General features: G+C 65.9%; 16 protein-coding genes and 2 tRNA genes. 11 read left to right on the forward strand and 7 right to left on the reverse strand.

Features of this window, described 5'->3' with window-relative positions:
* Positions 1-2 precede the first annotated feature (2 nt).
* From Q0654_RS05725 to asnS, 3 genes are read right to left on the reverse strand one after another with little or no spacing between them, the layout of a single operon-like run.
* A complete protein-coding gene (locus tag Q0654_RS05725; protein WP_298851425.1) occupies positions 3-317 on the reverse strand; it encodes a hypothetical protein in 315 nt (104 codons plus the stop codon).
* Positions 318-342: 25 nt separating this feature from the next.
* Positions 343-630 carry a hypothetical protein gene (locus Q0654_RS05730; RefSeq protein ID WP_298851427.1) on the reverse strand — a complete coding sequence of 96 codons (288 nt, stop codon included), beginning with the start codon at positions 628-630 and terminating at the stop codon, positions 343-345.
* An 8-nt stretch (positions 631-638) separates the two neighbouring features.
* Positions 639-2,039: an asparagine--tRNA ligase gene (gene asnS, locus Q0654_RS05735; RefSeq protein WP_298851429.1), complete on the reverse strand. Its 1,401-nt coding sequence runs from the start codon at positions 2,037-2,039 to the stop codon at positions 639-641.
* Between the two features lie 123 nt (positions 2,040-2,162).
* Between asnS and Q0654_RS05740 the strand changes: the two genes are divergently transcribed.
* The 7 genes from Q0654_RS05740 to Q0654_RS05770 all read left to right on the forward strand — a co-directional run bounded on the left by Q0654_RS05740 (position 2,163) and on the right by Q0654_RS05770 (position 7,524).
* Complete coding sequence (locus Q0654_RS05740; protein WP_298851432.1) at positions 2,163-2,492, forward strand: iron-sulfur cluster assembly accessory protein; 330 nt, start codon at positions 2,163-2,165, stop codon at positions 2,490-2,492.
* A 170-nt stretch (positions 2,493-2,662) separates the two neighbouring features.
* A complete protein-coding gene (gene rpsF, locus Q0654_RS05745) occupies positions 2,663-3,067 on the forward strand; it encodes a 30S ribosomal protein S6 (protein ID WP_298851434.1) in 405 nt (134 codons plus the stop codon).
* 18 nt (positions 3,068-3,085) lie between these two features.
* Positions 3,086-3,310 (forward strand): 30S ribosomal protein S18, encoded by a 225-nt coding sequence (gene rpsR / locus Q0654_RS05750; protein WP_298851436.1) that lies wholly within the window; start codon positions 3,086-3,088, stop codon positions 3,308-3,310.
* A 105-nt stretch (positions 3,311-3,415) separates the two neighbouring features.
* Positions 3,416-3,865, forward strand: coding sequence for a 50S ribosomal protein L9 (rplI, locus tag Q0654_RS05755; protein ID WP_298851438.1), 450 nt, complete (start codon positions 3,416-3,418; stop codon positions 3,863-3,865).
* Between the two features lie 278 nt (positions 3,866-4,143).
* The gene (locus Q0654_RS05760; RefSeq protein WP_298851440.1) at positions 4,144-5,556 is read left to right on the forward strand and encodes a replicative DNA helicase; all 1,413 of its coding nucleotides are present in this window, start codon (positions 4,144-4,146) and stop codon (positions 5,554-5,556) included.
* On the forward strand, positions 5,553-6,629 hold the full coding sequence (alr, locus tag Q0654_RS05765) for an alanine racemase (protein WP_298851442.1): 1,077 nt from the start codon (positions 5,553-5,555) through the stop codon (positions 6,627-6,629). Before Q0654_RS05760 ends, alr begins: the two co-directional genes overlap by 4 nt.
* Before the next feature lie 124 nt (positions 6,630-6,753).
* Positions 6,754-7,524 (forward strand): MBL fold metallo-hydrolase, encoded by a 771-nt coding sequence (locus tag Q0654_RS05770; protein ID WP_298851443.1) that lies wholly within the window; start codon positions 6,754-6,756, stop codon positions 7,522-7,524.
* 226 nt (positions 7,525-7,750) lie between these two features.
* On the opposite strand, the gene ppsA is transcribed toward Q0654_RS05770, so the two are convergent.
* Positions 7,751-10,123, reverse strand: coding sequence for a phosphoenolpyruvate synthase (gene ppsA, locus Q0654_RS05775; protein ID WP_298851445.1), 2,373 nt, complete (start codon positions 10,121-10,123; stop codon positions 7,751-7,753).
* A gap of 152 nt (positions 10,124-10,275) precedes the next feature.
* Here ppsA and Q0654_RS05780 point away from each other — a divergent pair, with 152 nt between their 5' ends.
* From Q0654_RS05780 to Q0654_RS05795, 4 genes are all read left to right on the forward strand, one after another.
* Positions 10,276-11,097, forward strand: coding sequence for a pyruvate, water dikinase regulatory protein (locus tag Q0654_RS05780; protein ID WP_298851447.1), 822 nt, complete (start codon positions 10,276-10,278; stop codon positions 11,095-11,097).
* A 208-nt stretch (positions 11,098-11,305) separates the two neighbouring features.
* Positions 11,306-11,806, forward strand: a complete 501-nt coding sequence (locus Q0654_RS05785; RefSeq protein WP_298851449.1) for a DUF1249 domain-containing protein — start codon at positions 11,306-11,308, stop codon at positions 11,804-11,806.
* A 69-nt stretch (positions 11,807-11,875) separates the two neighbouring features.
* A tRNA-Ala gene (locus Q0654_RS05790) sits at positions 11,876-11,951 on the forward strand.
* Between the two features lie 8 nt (positions 11,952-11,959).
* Positions 11,960-12,035, forward strand: a tRNA-Glu gene (locus tag Q0654_RS05795).
* A gap of 183 nt (positions 12,036-12,218) precedes the next feature.
* Here the strand turns inward: Q0654_RS05795 and nagA are convergent.
* The 3 genes from nagA to Q0654_RS05810 all read right to left on the reverse strand — a co-directional run bounded on the left by nagA (position 12,219) and on the right by Q0654_RS05810 (position 15,790).
* Complete coding sequence (gene nagA / locus Q0654_RS05800) at positions 12,219-13,358, reverse strand: N-acetylglucosamine-6-phosphate deacetylase (protein ID WP_298851451.1); 1,140 nt, start codon at positions 13,356-13,358, stop codon at positions 12,219-12,221.
* Positions 13,359-13,394: 36 nt separating this feature from the next.
* Positions 13,395-14,354: an L-threonylcarbamoyladenylate synthase gene (locus Q0654_RS05805; RefSeq protein ID WP_298851453.1), complete on the reverse strand. Its 960-nt coding sequence runs from the start codon at positions 14,352-14,354 to the stop codon at positions 13,395-13,397.
* A 554-nt stretch (positions 14,355-14,908) separates the two neighbouring features.
* Positions 14,909-15,790, reverse strand: coding sequence for a DNA-binding protein (locus tag Q0654_RS05810; protein ID WP_298851455.1), 882 nt, complete (start codon positions 15,788-15,790; stop codon positions 14,909-14,911).
* Positions 15,791-15,962 lie beyond the last annotated feature (172 nt).

Here is a 15,962-nt window from a genome sequence, read left to right on the forward strand (position 1 = left end):
GTTCAGTGCTTGCCGAGCTGCTGCACCATCAGTTCGCGCAGGGCTTCATCGGTATCGGCGGTCGGTGGCTGCACGGCCTCCAGCGAGAAGCCGAGGCTTTCAGCATCCTCGGCGTCAAGCCCGTCGTAGGCCCGGAACTCGGCGTCGAGCAGCGCGGCGCGCGCGGACTCCTCGCTGTCGTAGGCGACGTGCCGGCCGTCGCAATCGAGCACCCGCGCAGTGCCCTCCGAAAGCAGGTCAAGGCGCGCCCAGATGAGGGTCTTGCCCAGGCTGGCGACCCACCACTGGCGGGCGATCGCGCTTTCATCCGTGCTCATCGTGCAGCCTCCCTCCATTCCGCGTTCACAGCACCAGCAGCAGCACGACGGCGCCGACGATGCCGAAGATCGCGCACCACAGCAGCACCTGGGCCGGCGTCGCCAAGCCGTTGAGATTGCGATCCTGCAGCGCGCGGAAGCGGCCCTGCAGCAGGAAACCCAGATAGGCCGGCGAAAACGCGTGCCCGCCCACGGTGGCCTTGCGGTCCTGCAGGTGGCGGTACGCCAGCGGCCCGAAGATCAGGTAGCCGGTCGCACCTGACAATCCGATGCCGGTCACCAGCAGCAGCAGGAACATGCTGAGGATGTCCATCGCCGGCCTCAGTACTCCGCCTGGCCCGGTGCGCGCGGGTAGGGGATGGCATCGCGGATGTTGGACAGCCCGCAGGTGTAGACCACCAGCCGCTCGAAGCCGAGGCCGAAGCCCGCGTGGGGCACGGTGCCGTAGCGGCGGAAATCCCGATACCACTGGTAGTGCGCGGGATCGAGGCCGAACTGGGCCATGCGCTTGTCGAGCAGGTCGAGGCGCTCCTCGCGCTGGCTGCCGCCAATGATCTCGCCGATGCCCGGTGCCAGCACGTCCATCGCGGCCACGGTGCGGCCATCGTCATTCAGCCGCATGTAGAAGGCCTTGATGTGCTCGGGGTAGTTCATCACCACCACGGGGCGGCCAACGTGCTCTTCGGTGAGCCAGCGCTCGTGCTCGGTCTGCAGGTCGAGGCCCCACTCGACGGGGAAGTCGAACTTGCGGCCCGATTTCTGCAGCAGCGTGATCGCCTCGCTGTAGTCGATGCGTTCGAAGGGCGCGTCGATGAAGTTCTGCAGGCGGCTGATCGCGGTCTTCTCGATCCGCTCGGCGATGAAGGCCATATCATCGCCACGCTCTTCCAGCACCGCACGGAACAGGTACTTGAGGAAGGCCTCAGCCAGGTTGGCGTCGTCGTTGAGATCGGCGAAGGCGATCTCGGGCTCGATCATCCAGAACTCGGCCAGGTGGCGGGTGGTGTTGGAGTTCTCGGCGCGGAAGGTCGGGCCGAAGGTGTAGACCTTGCTGAGCGCGAGGCAATAGGCCTCGACGTTCAGCTGGCCCGACACGGTCAGGAAGGCTTCCTTGCCGAAGAAGTCGCGGCTGAAGTCGATCGCGCCCTTGTCGGTGCGCGGAAGGTTGGCAAGGTCCAGCGTCGACACGCGGAACATCTGGCCGGCGCCTTCGGCATCCGAAGTCGTGACGATCGGCGTGTTGATCCAGTAGAAGCCGTTCTCATGGAAGAAGCGGTGCACCGCCTGCGCGAGGCAGTGGCGGATGCGGGTGACCGCGCCGAACAGATTGGTCCGCGGGCGCAGGTGGGCGACCTCGCGCAGGAACTCCAGCGAATGCGGCTTGGGCTGGATCGGGTAGGTCTCCGGATCCTCCACCCAGCCGACCACCTCGATGCGCTCGGCCTTGAGTTCGAAACGCTGGCCCTGGCCCGCGGAGGGAACCAGCTCGCCGCTGGCGATCACAGCGCAGCCGGCGGTGAGATGCTTCACTTCCGATTCGTAGTTGGAAAGCTCCGCCGGCGCCACCACCTGGATGGGATCGAAACAGCTGCCGTCCGAGACGTTGACGAAGCTCAGCCCGGCTTTGGAATCGCGCCGGGTGCGGACCCAGCCGCGCACGCTGACGACCTGGCCGACATATTCATCGCCCTGCAGGGCGTCCACCACGCTGAGCACCGTCATGACTTCCTCTTGAACACCGCTGGGAAAAGGATTTGCAAGCTTGCAGACAGCCCGCAATCATAGCGGAAGGTCCGGCATTCGATGCGCCGGGCGTTCCGGCTTCAGCAGACAAGGAATCAATCCATGGGTATCCACCTGACCGCCGCCGCCGTCGAACGGGTCCGCCAGTACGTCGAGCGCGAGCCCGGCAGCCTCGGACTGCGATTTGGCGTCAAGCGCACCGGCTGCTCCGGTTGGGGTTACACCGTGGACGTGGCGCGCGAGATCCACGCCGACGACACCGTGGTCGAGCAGGACGGCGTGAAAGTACTGATCAACGCCCAGAGCCTGCCGCTGGTCCAAGGCACTGAGATCGATTTCGTGCGCCAGGGCTTGAACCAGCAGTTCGCTTTCCGCAACCCGCAGGCAGCAGCGGCCTGTGGCTGCGGCGAGAGTTTCACTACCGCGGACTAGGACGCAGGGCGGCGGCACGCCGCGACTCGCGCCCATTCTTGCCAGCCTCAAGCGCTTGCGCTATCGTGCGCGGCTTGCCTGCGCCCTGCGCGGGCAACCTTGCCTCACCGCCGCCGGCGGGAGGCTTTCGCGCCGGCGAGCGCCGGAGCGTCATCCACAAGGAGTCATCCATGCGTCATTACGAAATCGTGTTCATGGTCCATCCGGACCAGAGTGAACAGGTCCCGGCGATGATCGAGCGTTACAAGACGCTGATCGAGAACGACAAGGGCGCCATTCACCGCCTCGAAGACTGGGGTCGTCGCCAGCTGGCCTACCCGATCGAGAACCTGGTCAAGGCCCACTACGTGCTGATGAACGTGGAAATCTCGCAGGCCGTGCTCGACGAGCTGGTCGCGGGCTTCCGCTTCAACGATGCGGTGCTGCGTCACCTGGTGATCAGCCGCGAGGGTCCGGTCACCGAGGCCTCGCTGATCCTGAAGAGCAAGGACGAGAAGCCCGAGCGCCGTCGTCGCGACGACGATTCCGAAGGTGAGTCCGTCGGCGCCGAGCGCGCCAGCGAAGAAGCCGTCTAAGCCCCGGAGCCTATCGAAATGTCCAAGTTCTTCCGCCGCCGCAAGTTCTGCAAGTTCACCGCCGAGGGCATCACCGAGATCGACTACATGGATCTCAACACCCTCCGCCAGTACATCACCGAGACCGGCAAGATCGTGCCCTCGCGCATCACCGGCACCAAGGCCAAGTACCAGCGCCAGCTGGCTGCCGCGATCAAGCGCGCGCGCTTCCTGGCCTTGATTCCGTACTGCGACAACCACTGATGAGCCCGTGCCGGGGCGCCTGCGCCCCGGCCTGCTCACCCATCCATCGGACAGCCCAAGGGCTGCGGCGACATCAAGAGCGCCGCTAACGATCAGGAGCACCCAATGAAGCTTGTTCTGCTGCAGAAAGTCACCAACCTCGGCAACCTGGGCGACCAGGTCAACGTGAAGCCCGGCTATGGCCGCAATTTCCTGGTTCCCCAGGGCAAGGCCGTGCCGGCTACCGCCGCCAATGTCGCCGAGTTCGAGGCGCGCCGCGCCGAGTACGAAGCCCGCGCGCGCGAGCTGTCGGCGGGTGCCGAAGCCCGTCGCGAGCGTCTTGAAGGCGCGAGCGTCACGATCGCCGCCAACGCCTCGACCGAAGGCAAGCTGTACGGCTCGGTCGGCCCGCGCGACATCGCCGAGGCCTTCACCGCTGCCGGCCTGCCGCTGGAGAAGAGCGAAGTGGTGATGGGCGAAGGCCCGATCCGCCGCGTCGGCGAGTTCGACCTGGTCGTGCACCTGCACGCCGACGTCGAAGCGACGGTCAAGGTCATCGTGGTGCCGGAAGCCTGATCAGGCTTCAAGCATCGCGTGATCCGAAACGGGCGCCGCGAGGCGCCCGTTTTCGTTGGGCCCGGTCTTGGCGCTCCTGCGGTTGCAGCCCTCGCGCCCAGGCGCGGTCGAGGTCGCGGAGGGCAGGGCAGCCCCGCACGTCTCCCTGTCTCAGATCCTGAGATGTGCCCAGCTTATCCACAGTCTTATGCGCAACGGCGCGGTCCTGAGCTTCCGTATGATCCTCGGTCCGCGTGCTGCGCCCTTCCGGCGCATCCGCCGCAGAGCATCCCAAGCCCATGGCCGCAGTCTTTCCCGGGCGCAAGCCCGAACGCAGTTTCCCCTCGCATGACGAGCGCACCGACGGCCTGCGCGTGCCGCCACACTCGGTGGATGCCGAGCAGGCGGTCCTGGGCGGCCTCATGCTGTCCGGCGAAGCCTGGGACAAGGTCGCCGACAAGCTCACCGAGGAAGACTTCTACCGCCGCGACCACCAGCTGATCTTTCGAGCGATCGGCCAGCTCGCGGAGAAGGGCCAGCCCTGCGATGCGGTGACCCTGGGCGAATGGTTCGACAGCCAGGGCGAGAGCGAGCTGGTCGGCGGCGGCGCCTACATCGTCGAGCTGGCCAGCACCACGCCCAGCGCCGCCAACATCGCCGCTTACGCAGAGATCGTGCGCGAGAAATCGGTGCTGCGGCAGCTGATCGACATCGGCACCAACATCGCCAATGACGGCTACCAGCCGGCGGGCCGCCCTGCGCGCGAGCTGTTGGAAGTCGCCGAACAGCAGGTGTTCCGCATCGCCGAGGCCGGCAGCCGTGGGCGCCAGGGCTTCCAGAGCATGCGCGCGGCGGTCAAGGACGCTTTCCGCGTCCTGCAGGAGCGCTACCAGAACCAGGGCAAGATCACCGGCCTGCCCAGCGGCTTCATCGACTTCGACGAGCACACCGCGGGACTGCAGCCCTCTGACCTGATCATCCTTGCCGCACGTCCGGCGATGGGCAAGACCTCGTTTGCGCTCAACGTCGCGGAGTACGCGGCGCTCAAGACCAAGAAGCCGGCGGCCGTGTTCTCGATGGAAATGTCGGCCTCGCAGCTGGCCTTCCGTCTGATCTCCTCGCTGGGCCGCGTCAACCAGCAGTCGCTGCGCACCGGCCAGCTCGAGGACGAGGACTGGAGCCGGGTGACGCACGCGATCACCATGCTGTCGGAAGCCAAGATCTTCATCGATGACACGCCGGCGCTGTCGCCCACTGAGCTGCGGGCACGCTGCCGCCGCCTGGCGCGCGAGCATGGCCTTGGCCTGATCGTGATCGACTACCTGCAGCTGATGCAGGTGCCGGGCAATCGCGAGAACCGCGCCACCGAAATTTCAGAAATCTCGCGCAGCCTGAAGGCTCTTGCCAAGGAGCTGAACGTGCCTGTGATCGCCCTCTCGCAGTTGAACCGCTCGCTGGAAAGCCGCACCGACAAGCGCCCCGTGATGGCCGACCTGCGCGAGTCCGGCGCCATCGAGCAGGACGCCGACATGATCGTCTTCATCTACCGCGACGAGTACTACCACCCGGAATCCGGCGAGAAGGGCGTGGCCGAGATCATCATCGGCAAGCACCGCCACGGCCCGACGGGAACGGTCAAACTGGCCTTCCACGGCAAGTACACCCGCTTCGACAACCTCGCCTCCGGAGGCTACGCGGGGAGCTTCGAGTGAGCCGGGCGACCTCGGCCACCATCCACACCGACGCGCTCCGCCACAACCTGCAGCTGATCCGGCGCCGAGCCCCGGGCAGCAAGGTGATGGCGGTGGTCAAGGCGGATGGCTACGGCCACGGCCTGGAGCGCGTGGCGCGCGCCCTGCAGGGGGCGGATGCCTTCGGCGTGGCGGCGCTCTCAGATGCCGAGCGCCTGCGCGCAGCCGGGTTGTCGCAGCGCATCGTGCTGCTCTCCGGGCCGGACGAGCCGGACGACCTCGCGCTGCTGCGGCGCCTGCAGGTGGATGCGGTCATCCACCATCCCAGCCAGCTGCAGCTGCTGGAATCGGACCCGGGCGGCTCCCCGATCCGCACCTGGCTCAAGCTGGACACTGGCATGCACCGTTTGGGCTTTCCCGCGACGGACGCCGCCGAAGTGCATGCACGCCTGCGCGCGTTCACGGGCGTCCACGACGACATCGTGCTGATGACCCATTTCGCGCGCTCGGATGAATTCAGCTCGGCGGCGACGCGCGAGCAGATGCGCAGGTTCGACGCCGCCGTCGCGGGACTGCCCGGAGAGCATTCGCTGTCGAACTCGGCAGGCGTGCTGGGCTGGCCCGAGGCCCATCGGCACTGGGTACGCCCGGGCGGCGCGCTGTACGGGCTCTCGGCCGTCGAGGGCCAGTCCGGACTTGATCTGGGCCTTGCGCCTGCCATGACCCTGTCGACCCGCCTGATCTCGGTGAAGCAGGTCGAGGCCGGTGCGGCGATCGGCTATGGCGGGGCCTTTGTCACGCCATCTGCCATGCGCATCGGCATTGCCGCGATCGGCTACGGCGACGGCTATCCGCGCCACGCAGGCTCGGGCACGCCGGTCTGGGTCGGTGGCGCCTTGACCCGCACCGTGGGCCGGGTGTCCATGGATCTGATGGCGGTGGATCTCGATGCCTTGCCCGAGGCCGAGGTAGGCACACCCGTCGTCGCCTGGGGCAGGGGCCTGCCGGTGGAAACGGTGGCCGCGAGCGCCGGCACCCTGGGCTACGAGCTCGCCTGCGGCATCACCCGCCGAGTGCGTTTCATCGAGGACTGAACGACAGGTCCGTGCTCGCAAGCCGCCCGCGTTCTTGAATCGAACTCGGCGAGCTTGCGTCTGATCAAGGTGCGATCTTCCCGGCTGCCTAGACTCCGCGCTCAATCGATTCCGGAGCGCGTCCATGGCTGTCGAGCTGTTCAGCACCTCTGAGCACAAGTGCGTGGTGTTTCCCGACCTGGTGCGCGGCGACGATGGCGTGCAGGCGAATCAGTTCCTGGTGGTGCACGGCAGCCACTCGGCGCTGATCGACCCGGGCGGTGCGCTGCTCTACACCCCGCTCAATCTGGCGGTGTCGCGCTATGTGCAGACCCGTGACCTCACCTACATCCTCGCCAGCCACCAGGATCCGGACATCATCGGTTCGGTGGATCGCTGGCTGATGTACAGCGACTGCACGATCGTGTGCTCGAAACTGTGGGGGCGCTTCATCCCGCACAGCGTGCCGCACTACCAGAAGGGCGCCGGCGGCGACCGCTATCTCCTGGTGCCCGACGAGGGCATGGAGATCCCGATGGGCAGCAGCCACATCCGCGCGCTGCCCGCGCACTTCCTGCATTCGGTCGGCAATCTGAGCTTCTGGGATCCGGTCAGCCGCATCCTGTTCTCGGGCGATGTCGGCTCATCCATGGTGTCGGCCGGTACGCCCTACCTGCCGTATGAGGACTTCGCCTCCATGGTGGGCCGCATGGAGGGCTTCCATCGTCGCTACATGGCCGGCAATCGCGTTTGCCGGCTGTGGGCTGGCATGGTCCGAAAGCTCAAGCCCGCCATGATCGTGCCGCAGCACGGCCTGCCGATGCGGGGCGCTGCGATCGGTGACTTCCTCAGCTGGCTGGAGCAGCTGGAGTGCGGCATCGACCTGCTGGGGCCGGTGAATTACAGAGTGGCCTGAAGGCCGGGATTCGGGATTGGGGATTCGGGATTTGAAGGAGCGGGTTGCGGCGAGACTCGTGGGTGCGAGGTGGCCCGCCGCACGTCGCGCTTAGGGCGGCCTGCAAACGCGGAGGGCCCACGCATGCGGGCCCTCCGAAAAGCGCTGGTTGAGGCAGAGGCATCTGGGACGAAGCGCGCGGCTTCCGCGAATCCCGAATCCCGAATCCCCAATCCCAAGGGCGCCGTCAGGCGCCCTTATGCTTCGCCAAGCGCAGCCAGGTATCGACCACGGTGTCCGGGTTCAGCGACACCGATTCGATGCCCTGGTCGAGCAGCCACTCGGCCAGGTCCGGATGATCCGACGGGCCCTGGCCGCAGATGCCGATGTACTTGCCCTTGGCGCGCGCGGTGCGGATGGCCATCGACAGCAGCTTCTTGACCGCCGCGTCGCGCTCGTCGAACAGATGCGCGACGATGCCGGAATCGCGGTCCAGGCCGAGGGTGAGCTGGGTCAGGTCGTTCGAGCCGATCGAGAAGCCGTCGAACAGTTCCAGGAACTCCTCGGCCAGCAGGGCGTTCGAGGGCAGCTCGCACATCATGATGATCTTGAGGCCATTCTCGCCACGCTTCAGGCCGTTCTCCTCCAGCACCTCGATGACCTTGCGGCCTTCCTCCAGCGTGCGCACGAAGGGGATCATCACCCAGGCATTGCTCAGACCCATCTCGTCGCGGACCTTCTTCATGGCCCGGCACTCGAGCGCGAAGCAGTCGCGGAAGCTCGGATCGACATAGCGGCTGGCGCCGCGGAAACCGATCATCGGATTCTCTTCGTGCGGCTCGTACTGGGTGCCGGCGATGAGGTTGGCGTACTCGTTCGACTTGAAGTCCGACAGGCGCACGATCACCGGATGCGGCGCGAAGGCCGCCGTGAGCGTGGCGATGCCCTCGGCCAGGCGCTCGACGTAGAAGCTCACCGGGTCGGCGTACCCGGCGGACAGTTCGTCGATCCTGGCCTTGATGTCGGCCGGCTGCTTGGCGTACTCCAGCAGCGCCTTGGGATGCACGCCGATCTGGCGTGCGATGACGAACTCAAGACGCGCGAGGCCGATGCCCTGGTGCGGCAGCTGCGCGAAATCGAAGGCGCGCTCGGGGTTGCCCACGTTCATCATGATCTTGAGCGGGGCAGGGGGCATGTTCTCGAGATCGGTGACGATACGCTCGAAGGCCAGCTCACCGTCGTAGATCAGGCCGGTATCGCCTTCGGCGCAGCTCACCGTGACGCGTGCGCCATCCGGTATGCGATCCAGGGCATCGCCGCAGCCGACGACCGCCGGCACGCCCAGCTCGCGCGCGATGATCGCGGCATGGCAGGTGCGGCCGCCGCGGTTGGTGACGATCGCCGAAGCGCGCTTCATCACCGGCTCCCAGTCGGGGTCGGTCATGTCGGCGACCAGCACGTCGCCGGGCTCGACGCGATTCATGTCCTTGAGCGAGCGGATCACCTTGGCCGTTCCGCTTCCGATCTTGTGGCCGATGGCACGCCCCTGCGCCAGCACGTCGGCCTTGCCGGACAGATGGAAGCGCTCGATCTGGGTGGCGCGGGCACGCGACTTCACGGTCTCCGGGCGCGCCTGCACGATGTAGAGCTTGCCGGTGTTGCCATCCTTGGCCCACTCGATGTCCATCGGACGGCCGTAGTGCTCCTCGATGGTCAGAGACTGGCGAGCCAGCTCTTCGACGTCGGCGTCAGTGATCGAGAAGCTGCGGCGCAGCGCCTCGGGTGTGGTCTCGATGCGCACGCGCTCGCCGGGCTGATCCGAATACACCATGCGCTGCTGCTTGGCGCCGATCTGACGGCGCAGCACGGCCGGCTTGCCGCTACGCAGGGTCGGCTTGTAGACGTAGAACTCGTCGGGATTGACTGCGCCCTGCACGACCATCTCGCCAAGACCATAGCTTGCCGTCACGAACACCGCATCGCGGAAGCCGCTCTCGGTGTCCAGAGTGAACAGCACGCCCGAAGCGCCGATGTCCGAACGCACCATCAGCTGCACGCCGGCAGACAGGAACACGTCCTCGTGCTTGAAGCCGTGGTGCACGCGATAGGCGATGGCGCGGTCGTTGTAGAGGCTGGCGAAGACCTCCTTGACCCGATGCACGACAGCGTCGACGCCAACCACATTGAGGAAGGTCTCCTGCTGGCCCGCGAAGCTGGCGTCGGGCAGATCTTCCGCGGTGGCCGAGGAACGCACGGCCACCGAGACGTCCTGTGCGCCGGCTTCGTCGCAGAGGCGCGCGTAGGCGCTGCGAATCTCCGCATCCAGGGCCTTCGGCAGCGGCGCATCGATCACCCAGCCGCGGATCTCCTGGCCGGCCGCCGCAAGCGCATCGACGTCTTCCACGTCAAAGGACGCCAGCTTGGCCTGGATGCGCTCGGCGAGCTGGTTCTCGTGGATGAACTCCTGGAAAGCCGACGCCGTGGTCGCAAAGCCGCCGGGCACCGACACGCCGAGACCGCTCAGGTGGCCAATCATCTCGCCGAGCGAGGCGTTCTTGCCCCCGACCTGGGCCAGGTCGGACAGGCGGAGCTCATGCAGCCAGAGCACGTGCGCGTTCAAGGGGAGGGCTCCTTTGGGGATGGAAAGCGTGATCTGTTTCAAATGCTGCGGCGCGGCAGCAGAGGCCGCGTATGATGCTGGCCGCGTCAGGGCGGCACAAGGCCAATTCCAGTCCAGTCCGACGCAAGCACCTGAAATCAAGGAGATAGCGGATGAGCTCGCAGCGCCCGGTGTTCTTCATCTCCGACGGCACCGGCATTACCGCCGAAACCATTGGCCATGCGCTGCTGACCCAGTTCGAGGGCGTCAGCTTCGACACCCAGCGCATCCCCTTCGTCGACACCTATGACAAGGCACAGCAGGCCGCCGAGCGCATCCGTCAGCGCGGCGCGCTGTGCGGCCAGCGCCCGATCGTGGTCAACACCGTGGTCGACGGCACGCTGACCGACATCATCGCCGAGAGCGGCGCTCTGATTCTCGACGTGTTCAGGCCCTTCATCAGCCCGCTGGAAGCCGAGCTGGCCCAGCCGAGGCAGCCGCGGGTCAACAAGGCGCATGCGGTGGTCGATTACAACGCCTACGAAGCGCGCATCAACGCGACGAATTACGCGCTGACCCACGACGACGGCATCGATGTGCACTACGACGATGCCGACGTCATCCTCGTCGGCGTCTCCCGCTCGGGAAAGACACCGACCTGTCTCTATCTGGCCCTGCACTTCGGTGTGAAGGCGGCGAACTACCCGCTGACCGAGGAAGACCTGGAGGGCAGGGAACTGCCCAAGCGTCTGCGCCCCTATCGAAAGAAGCTGTTCGCCCTGACCATCGACCCCGAGCGCCTGCGCCAGGTGCGCGAGGCGCGCCGGCCCGGCAGCCGCTACGCGAAGATCGAAACCTGCCGCAGCGAAGTGGCACAGGCCGAGGCGCTGTTCCGGCAGGAGAACCTGCCCGTACTCAGCACCACCCACACCTCGATCGAAGAGATCGCCAGCAAGCTGATGTCGACACTGGGCATCGAGCGACAGCTGTACTGAGTCCGCACGGAAGGGAGCTTCCTTTCGCGGGAATCGGGCCGGACGCTCACTGCATCGGCCGCTACGCGCGCACGACAGCGCGAGTCCTCGGGATTGAATCGAAGCTGCTTTGCCTGGCGCGCGGGTCGTCTCGGTTTGTTTTCAGTGCGACGCGCAGGCCCCCAAAGGTCACGCGGGACGCCACGGGCTGCGTGCTAGTCTCCGGCGCATGTCCAGACTCTCCGTCCTGCCTGTCACCGCGCTGCCCAATCGCCTGGGCCAGCTCATGGACCGCTACGCCGACAACTACTGGCGGCTGGTGCGGCTGTTTCCTTTGCTTGATCTCGCGCCAGGCCATTACCGGTCGCTCGCCAGCGATGGCATCGAGCTGCAGCTTGAAGTGATCGAGCGCCACAGCTATACGCTGGAGTTGCGCCTCACGTACGGACTGGTCGATCCGACCAGTGGGCGCCGCGACCCGTCGGCGATGGTTCGCGTCTATACCGACGCGCGCCTGGCTGAAGTCACCCACTGCGAAGTCAGCCAGCGTTGGGAGGATCTGCTCGGTCTGCGCGGCGCCGCGCGTGAGCTCGTGGATGCGCGTATGCGGATGAACAGTTTCCTCGGACGCTGGCTGGAGTACCTCGAGGAGCGCGGCCATTCGCGCTTCACCCTGCGCGTTGTCGAGGCCTGCCCGCGCAAGCTCGCGGACGAGGGCAGCGCCGCCTAGAAAAAAGATCATCGAACCTGCTTGACGGTTTCGATTTTCGTCCCTAAGATGCGCGTCTTTCCAGCACGTGGGGCCATAGCTCAGCTGGGAGAGCGCTACAATGGCATTGTAGAGGTCGCCGGTTCGATCCCGGCTGGCTCCACCACCTTCCTAGTCCCCATCGTCTAGAGGCCTAGGACACCTCCCTTTCACGGAGGCGACCGGGGTTCGAATCCCCGTGGGGACGCCAAGCGTCAAGCAAAGAGGCCATGCGCAAGCATGGTCTCTTTTCTTTTGTGCGTTGCCTTTCTGGCTACACGCATAACAAAGCGTCAGCTCGATGCTGTTGGACCGTTGCGGCATCGCATTGAACTGGTTGCTCGACGCCTGGCGGTGATGCATCACCGCCGCGATGGCGGTATCTGGCCTGATCTCAGGCGGCAAACTCGCGCCGACCGCCGATCCACGTCGAGCGCACTTCGATGCCTGGAGAAAGCTCGACAAGGTCCGCGCGCGCCCCTGGGGCGATGCGCCCGTAATCCGGTGCGCCGAGGAAATCCGCAGGACAGGTCGAAGCCATGCGCAGGACGTCCTCGAGCGGCGCGCCCGTCTGTTGGACACAGCGCCTGATGGCGCTCGCCATATCGAGCAGGGCACCGGCCAGCGTGCCGTCCTCGGTCTCCAGTCGATCGCCGCGACGCAGAACCCTGCGCCCATCGAGATCGAAGGCCTCTTGTGCGCTGCCAACCGGCGGCATGGCGTCGGTCACCAGGAAGCAGCGACCGGGCTTCATCCGCATTGCCAGCCTCACGCTCGCAGGATGCAGGTGATGTCCATCCACGATCAGGCCGCACCAGGTCTCGGCTGACAGCAGGCTGGCGCCGAGCGCGCCGGGTGCGCGGCCGGCCCAGGGCGGCATGGCGTTGAACAAATGGGTCGCGCCGCGCACTCCTGCACTGATCGCGGCTTCGGCCTGCTCGAAACTGGCTGCGGTGTGCCCCATCGAGAGCCGGATGCCGGCTTCGGCAAGGCGGGTGATCGCGGACAGCGAGACGGCCTCGGGCGCCAGCGTCACCAGCAGATGGGGCAGGGCATGCGTCAGCAGACACTCGATGTCCTCACTGTCTGGCGAATGGAAGTGCTCGGCGCGATGAACACCCCGGCGCTCCGCGGCCAGATAGGGCCCTTCCAGGTGCAGGCCGATGACACCCGGCACGCCTTCGTCGACGGCGCGACGAGCAGCCTCGATGGCCTCGCGCATGGCCAGCCGCGTGTCGCTGATCAAGGTGGGCAGCAGGGCCGTGGTGCCGAACCTCCGATGCGCGGCAGCGATGCATCGCAGTGCGTCCACGCTGCGGTCCTGGTTGAAAAGAACGCCGCCACCGCCGTTGACCTGCAGATCGACAAAGCCAGGCGCCAGCAGCGAGTCGCCGAGATCGACGACCTGTTTCGCTGCGGGCGCATGCAGGGCAGGGCCGAGCCAGGCCACGCGACCGCCGGCCACACCGACGGCGGCGTCATCGAGCCAACCGTCGACACCCAGAACGCGCGAGGCGTGCAGCAGGAGATCCATGTCAGCGGCGCTCACTGTCATGCACTGGAAGCGGCCTCAAGCTGGATGTGCCGCGCGCTGCAGGCGGTCGTGCACTGCAGCCCAATCTGGCAAAGCAGGCGGTGTCTGCACCGCAATCCAGTCATAGCCCGCGTCGTCGAGACGGTGCAGCTCGGCATACAGCTGGCGCGCGTACTGCTCCGCGCCGGCAGGCATGCGGATGAGATCGCAGGCCGGAGGCGGGAAGGGCGCATCGATGGCGAGTAGCGCACCGCGCCCCGGCGGCAGCCGCTGGCCGGTCTGAGCGAGCATCAGTGGCGTACGCGGTGCGTAGTGCCGGGGGTGTTGTCCCGGCGAGGCGTGTACATCGTCAGTGGGCACCTGCGCATCCACCACCGCGTGCCCCAACACCTGCTCGATCAGCAGCCTGGGAATCGCGCCGGGACGCAGCAGTTGGGTTTCGCCGGGCTTGATGCGAACGACAGTCGATTCAATGCCGAACGCGCAGGCGCCGCCGTCGAGGATCATGCCGACCGCGTCACCCATGCCGCGGGCGACGTGTTCGGCCGTGGTGGGCGACAGCTGCATGAAAGGGTTGGCGCTCGGAGCGGCGAGCGGCTGGCCGGTCGCTCGAATCAATTCCAGGGCGACAGGGTGCGCCGGCTGCCTGACCCCCAGCCAGCCGAGACCGCCGGTAAGCGCGTCGGGCACCTGCGCGGCCTTCGGTAGCACCAGGGTCAGCGGTCCGGGCCAAAAGGCGTCCGCAAGTTTCTGGGCATCCTCGGGCCAGGCCGCCAGCAGCGACTGGGCCTGTTCGACGCTGTCGACATGTGCGATCAGGGGGCTGCTGCGCGGACGCCCCTTGGCCCTATAGATGCGTTCGATCGCATCCGCATCCAAGGCATTCGCGCCCAACCCGTAGACCGTTTCCGTTGGAAAAGCGACCAGATCACCGTCGCGGAGAATCCGCGCCGCACGTTGAATGCTCTCGGCTGTTGCTGGTTGCGGGTTGGGCATGGGGAAATGATTCCTCAGGGCCCAGAAGTCTAGCAGCGAGTGTCGTGCGTACCGAGACGGCGCCATTGCTGACCGAGAGCAGGGTGATCTCGGGTGTTTGACGATAATCGAGTGGTTGCACGAGCCTTTGCCAGTTCAGACCCTATAGAGCACGCGCAAGCTGTTGATCTAGGCCACTTGCCATGACTCGCCAAGATTGGACATAATATACATTATACGCGTATAATCGACGGGGTGCAGCGGTGTTCTTGTCTCCGTAAGCTCCGCTAAATGTGTTCACCGCCAAGAAACCTAGGCCGCCGACGCCAACACTCTAAGCATCGAAGCCAAGAAACCTAGACCGTCATCGCGCAGTGCCGAAAGACCTGAGCCAGGATCACGCAAGCATCGACGTCGACCGCACCATAGGCGGGCCACCTCCAGCGCCAAGGCTCCTCGGCGCGGGCAGCGTTCGATGCTGAAGCGACGCGAAGTGCCGTCAAACTTGGACCACGTGGCTCTCTGCCGCACCTCGGCGCAAACATGGCTGGTCGTCCGAACGGAACCGGTAAGCGTTAAGCATCTTGTCTGCCTCGACGCCCAGATGTGCCGGATTTGCCAACGCCAGGCGCTGGGCGGGCGAGTTGGCGCTCAATCACCTTCAACCTGGCCTGTGCAGCGGCGGCCTCCCGCTCCGCAAACTGTCTGGCGGCGTCGGCGGCCTGTCGCGCCTTTTCTGCGTTTTGTAACGCTGCCGCGTGCTCCCGGGCCGCCGCAGCACGCTCGCTTTTGGCGGCCTTGAGCTCCTGACGGAGTCGATCTACCTCGGCATGGGCCCGATCCTCAACTCGGCGAACGTAGGCCTGCAACTCAGCGCGCTCGGCTGCGGCTGCGGCTCTGGCACTCTCCGCTTCGGCCAGCGTCTGCCGGAGGCGGGCGTCCAGGGCGTCGCCTCGCACAGTCAAGTCCTGAATCCGAGCTTCGAGTTTAGCCCCCTGCCTGTACAAATCGGCGACCCGCTGGTCACTGACGGCGAGCGCCTGCCGCACCCCTTCAGCGGCTGCAACGGCCGCTTGCCGGGCGCGCTCAGATGTCTCGGCAGCAGAGCGCTCCCGCTGGATCGTGATCTCCATAGCCTTCCGTTCCTCAGCCAAAGCGGCGCGCTCTGGGGTCACGATCGCTTCCGCGTGCGCCTTACCCGCCTGCAGAGCTGCACTCCAAAAGGCGGCCGCGGCATCCACGACCGCTGCTGGCGCGTCTGGTACGGCAGCCGAGCGACGCTGTGCGGTCAGTCTCTCGCCAAGACCCTGCCACCAGACATCAAGCATGCGGGTGAGTGTGTTCGGTGATCCGGTTCCAAGAGTGGATCGGACCCGCTCGATCGTGGGCCGCTCGCCGGAGATCAACAATTGCTCGATCGCGGCATTGACCTGTTCCTGAGTGATGCCTCGTGCCATGGGAACAACCTCCTACTGCGGCGCCCTACCCCACACTTGACGTACTCGCGATAAGTGATGATTATCGTGGGTAATGGCCATTTATCGTAGTACAGACTACATATTATGACGCATAAAGAGGGTCGGCAGGGATTCGTGTAAAAAACAGCCAAAAGTTTGCTAAGTGATTGTT

It is taken from the genome of uncultured Aquimonas sp., assembly GCF_937888285.1.
In the GTDB taxonomy this organism is placed as follows: domain Bacteria; phylum Pseudomonadota; class Gammaproteobacteria; order Xanthomonadales; family Xanthomonadaceae; genus Aquimonas.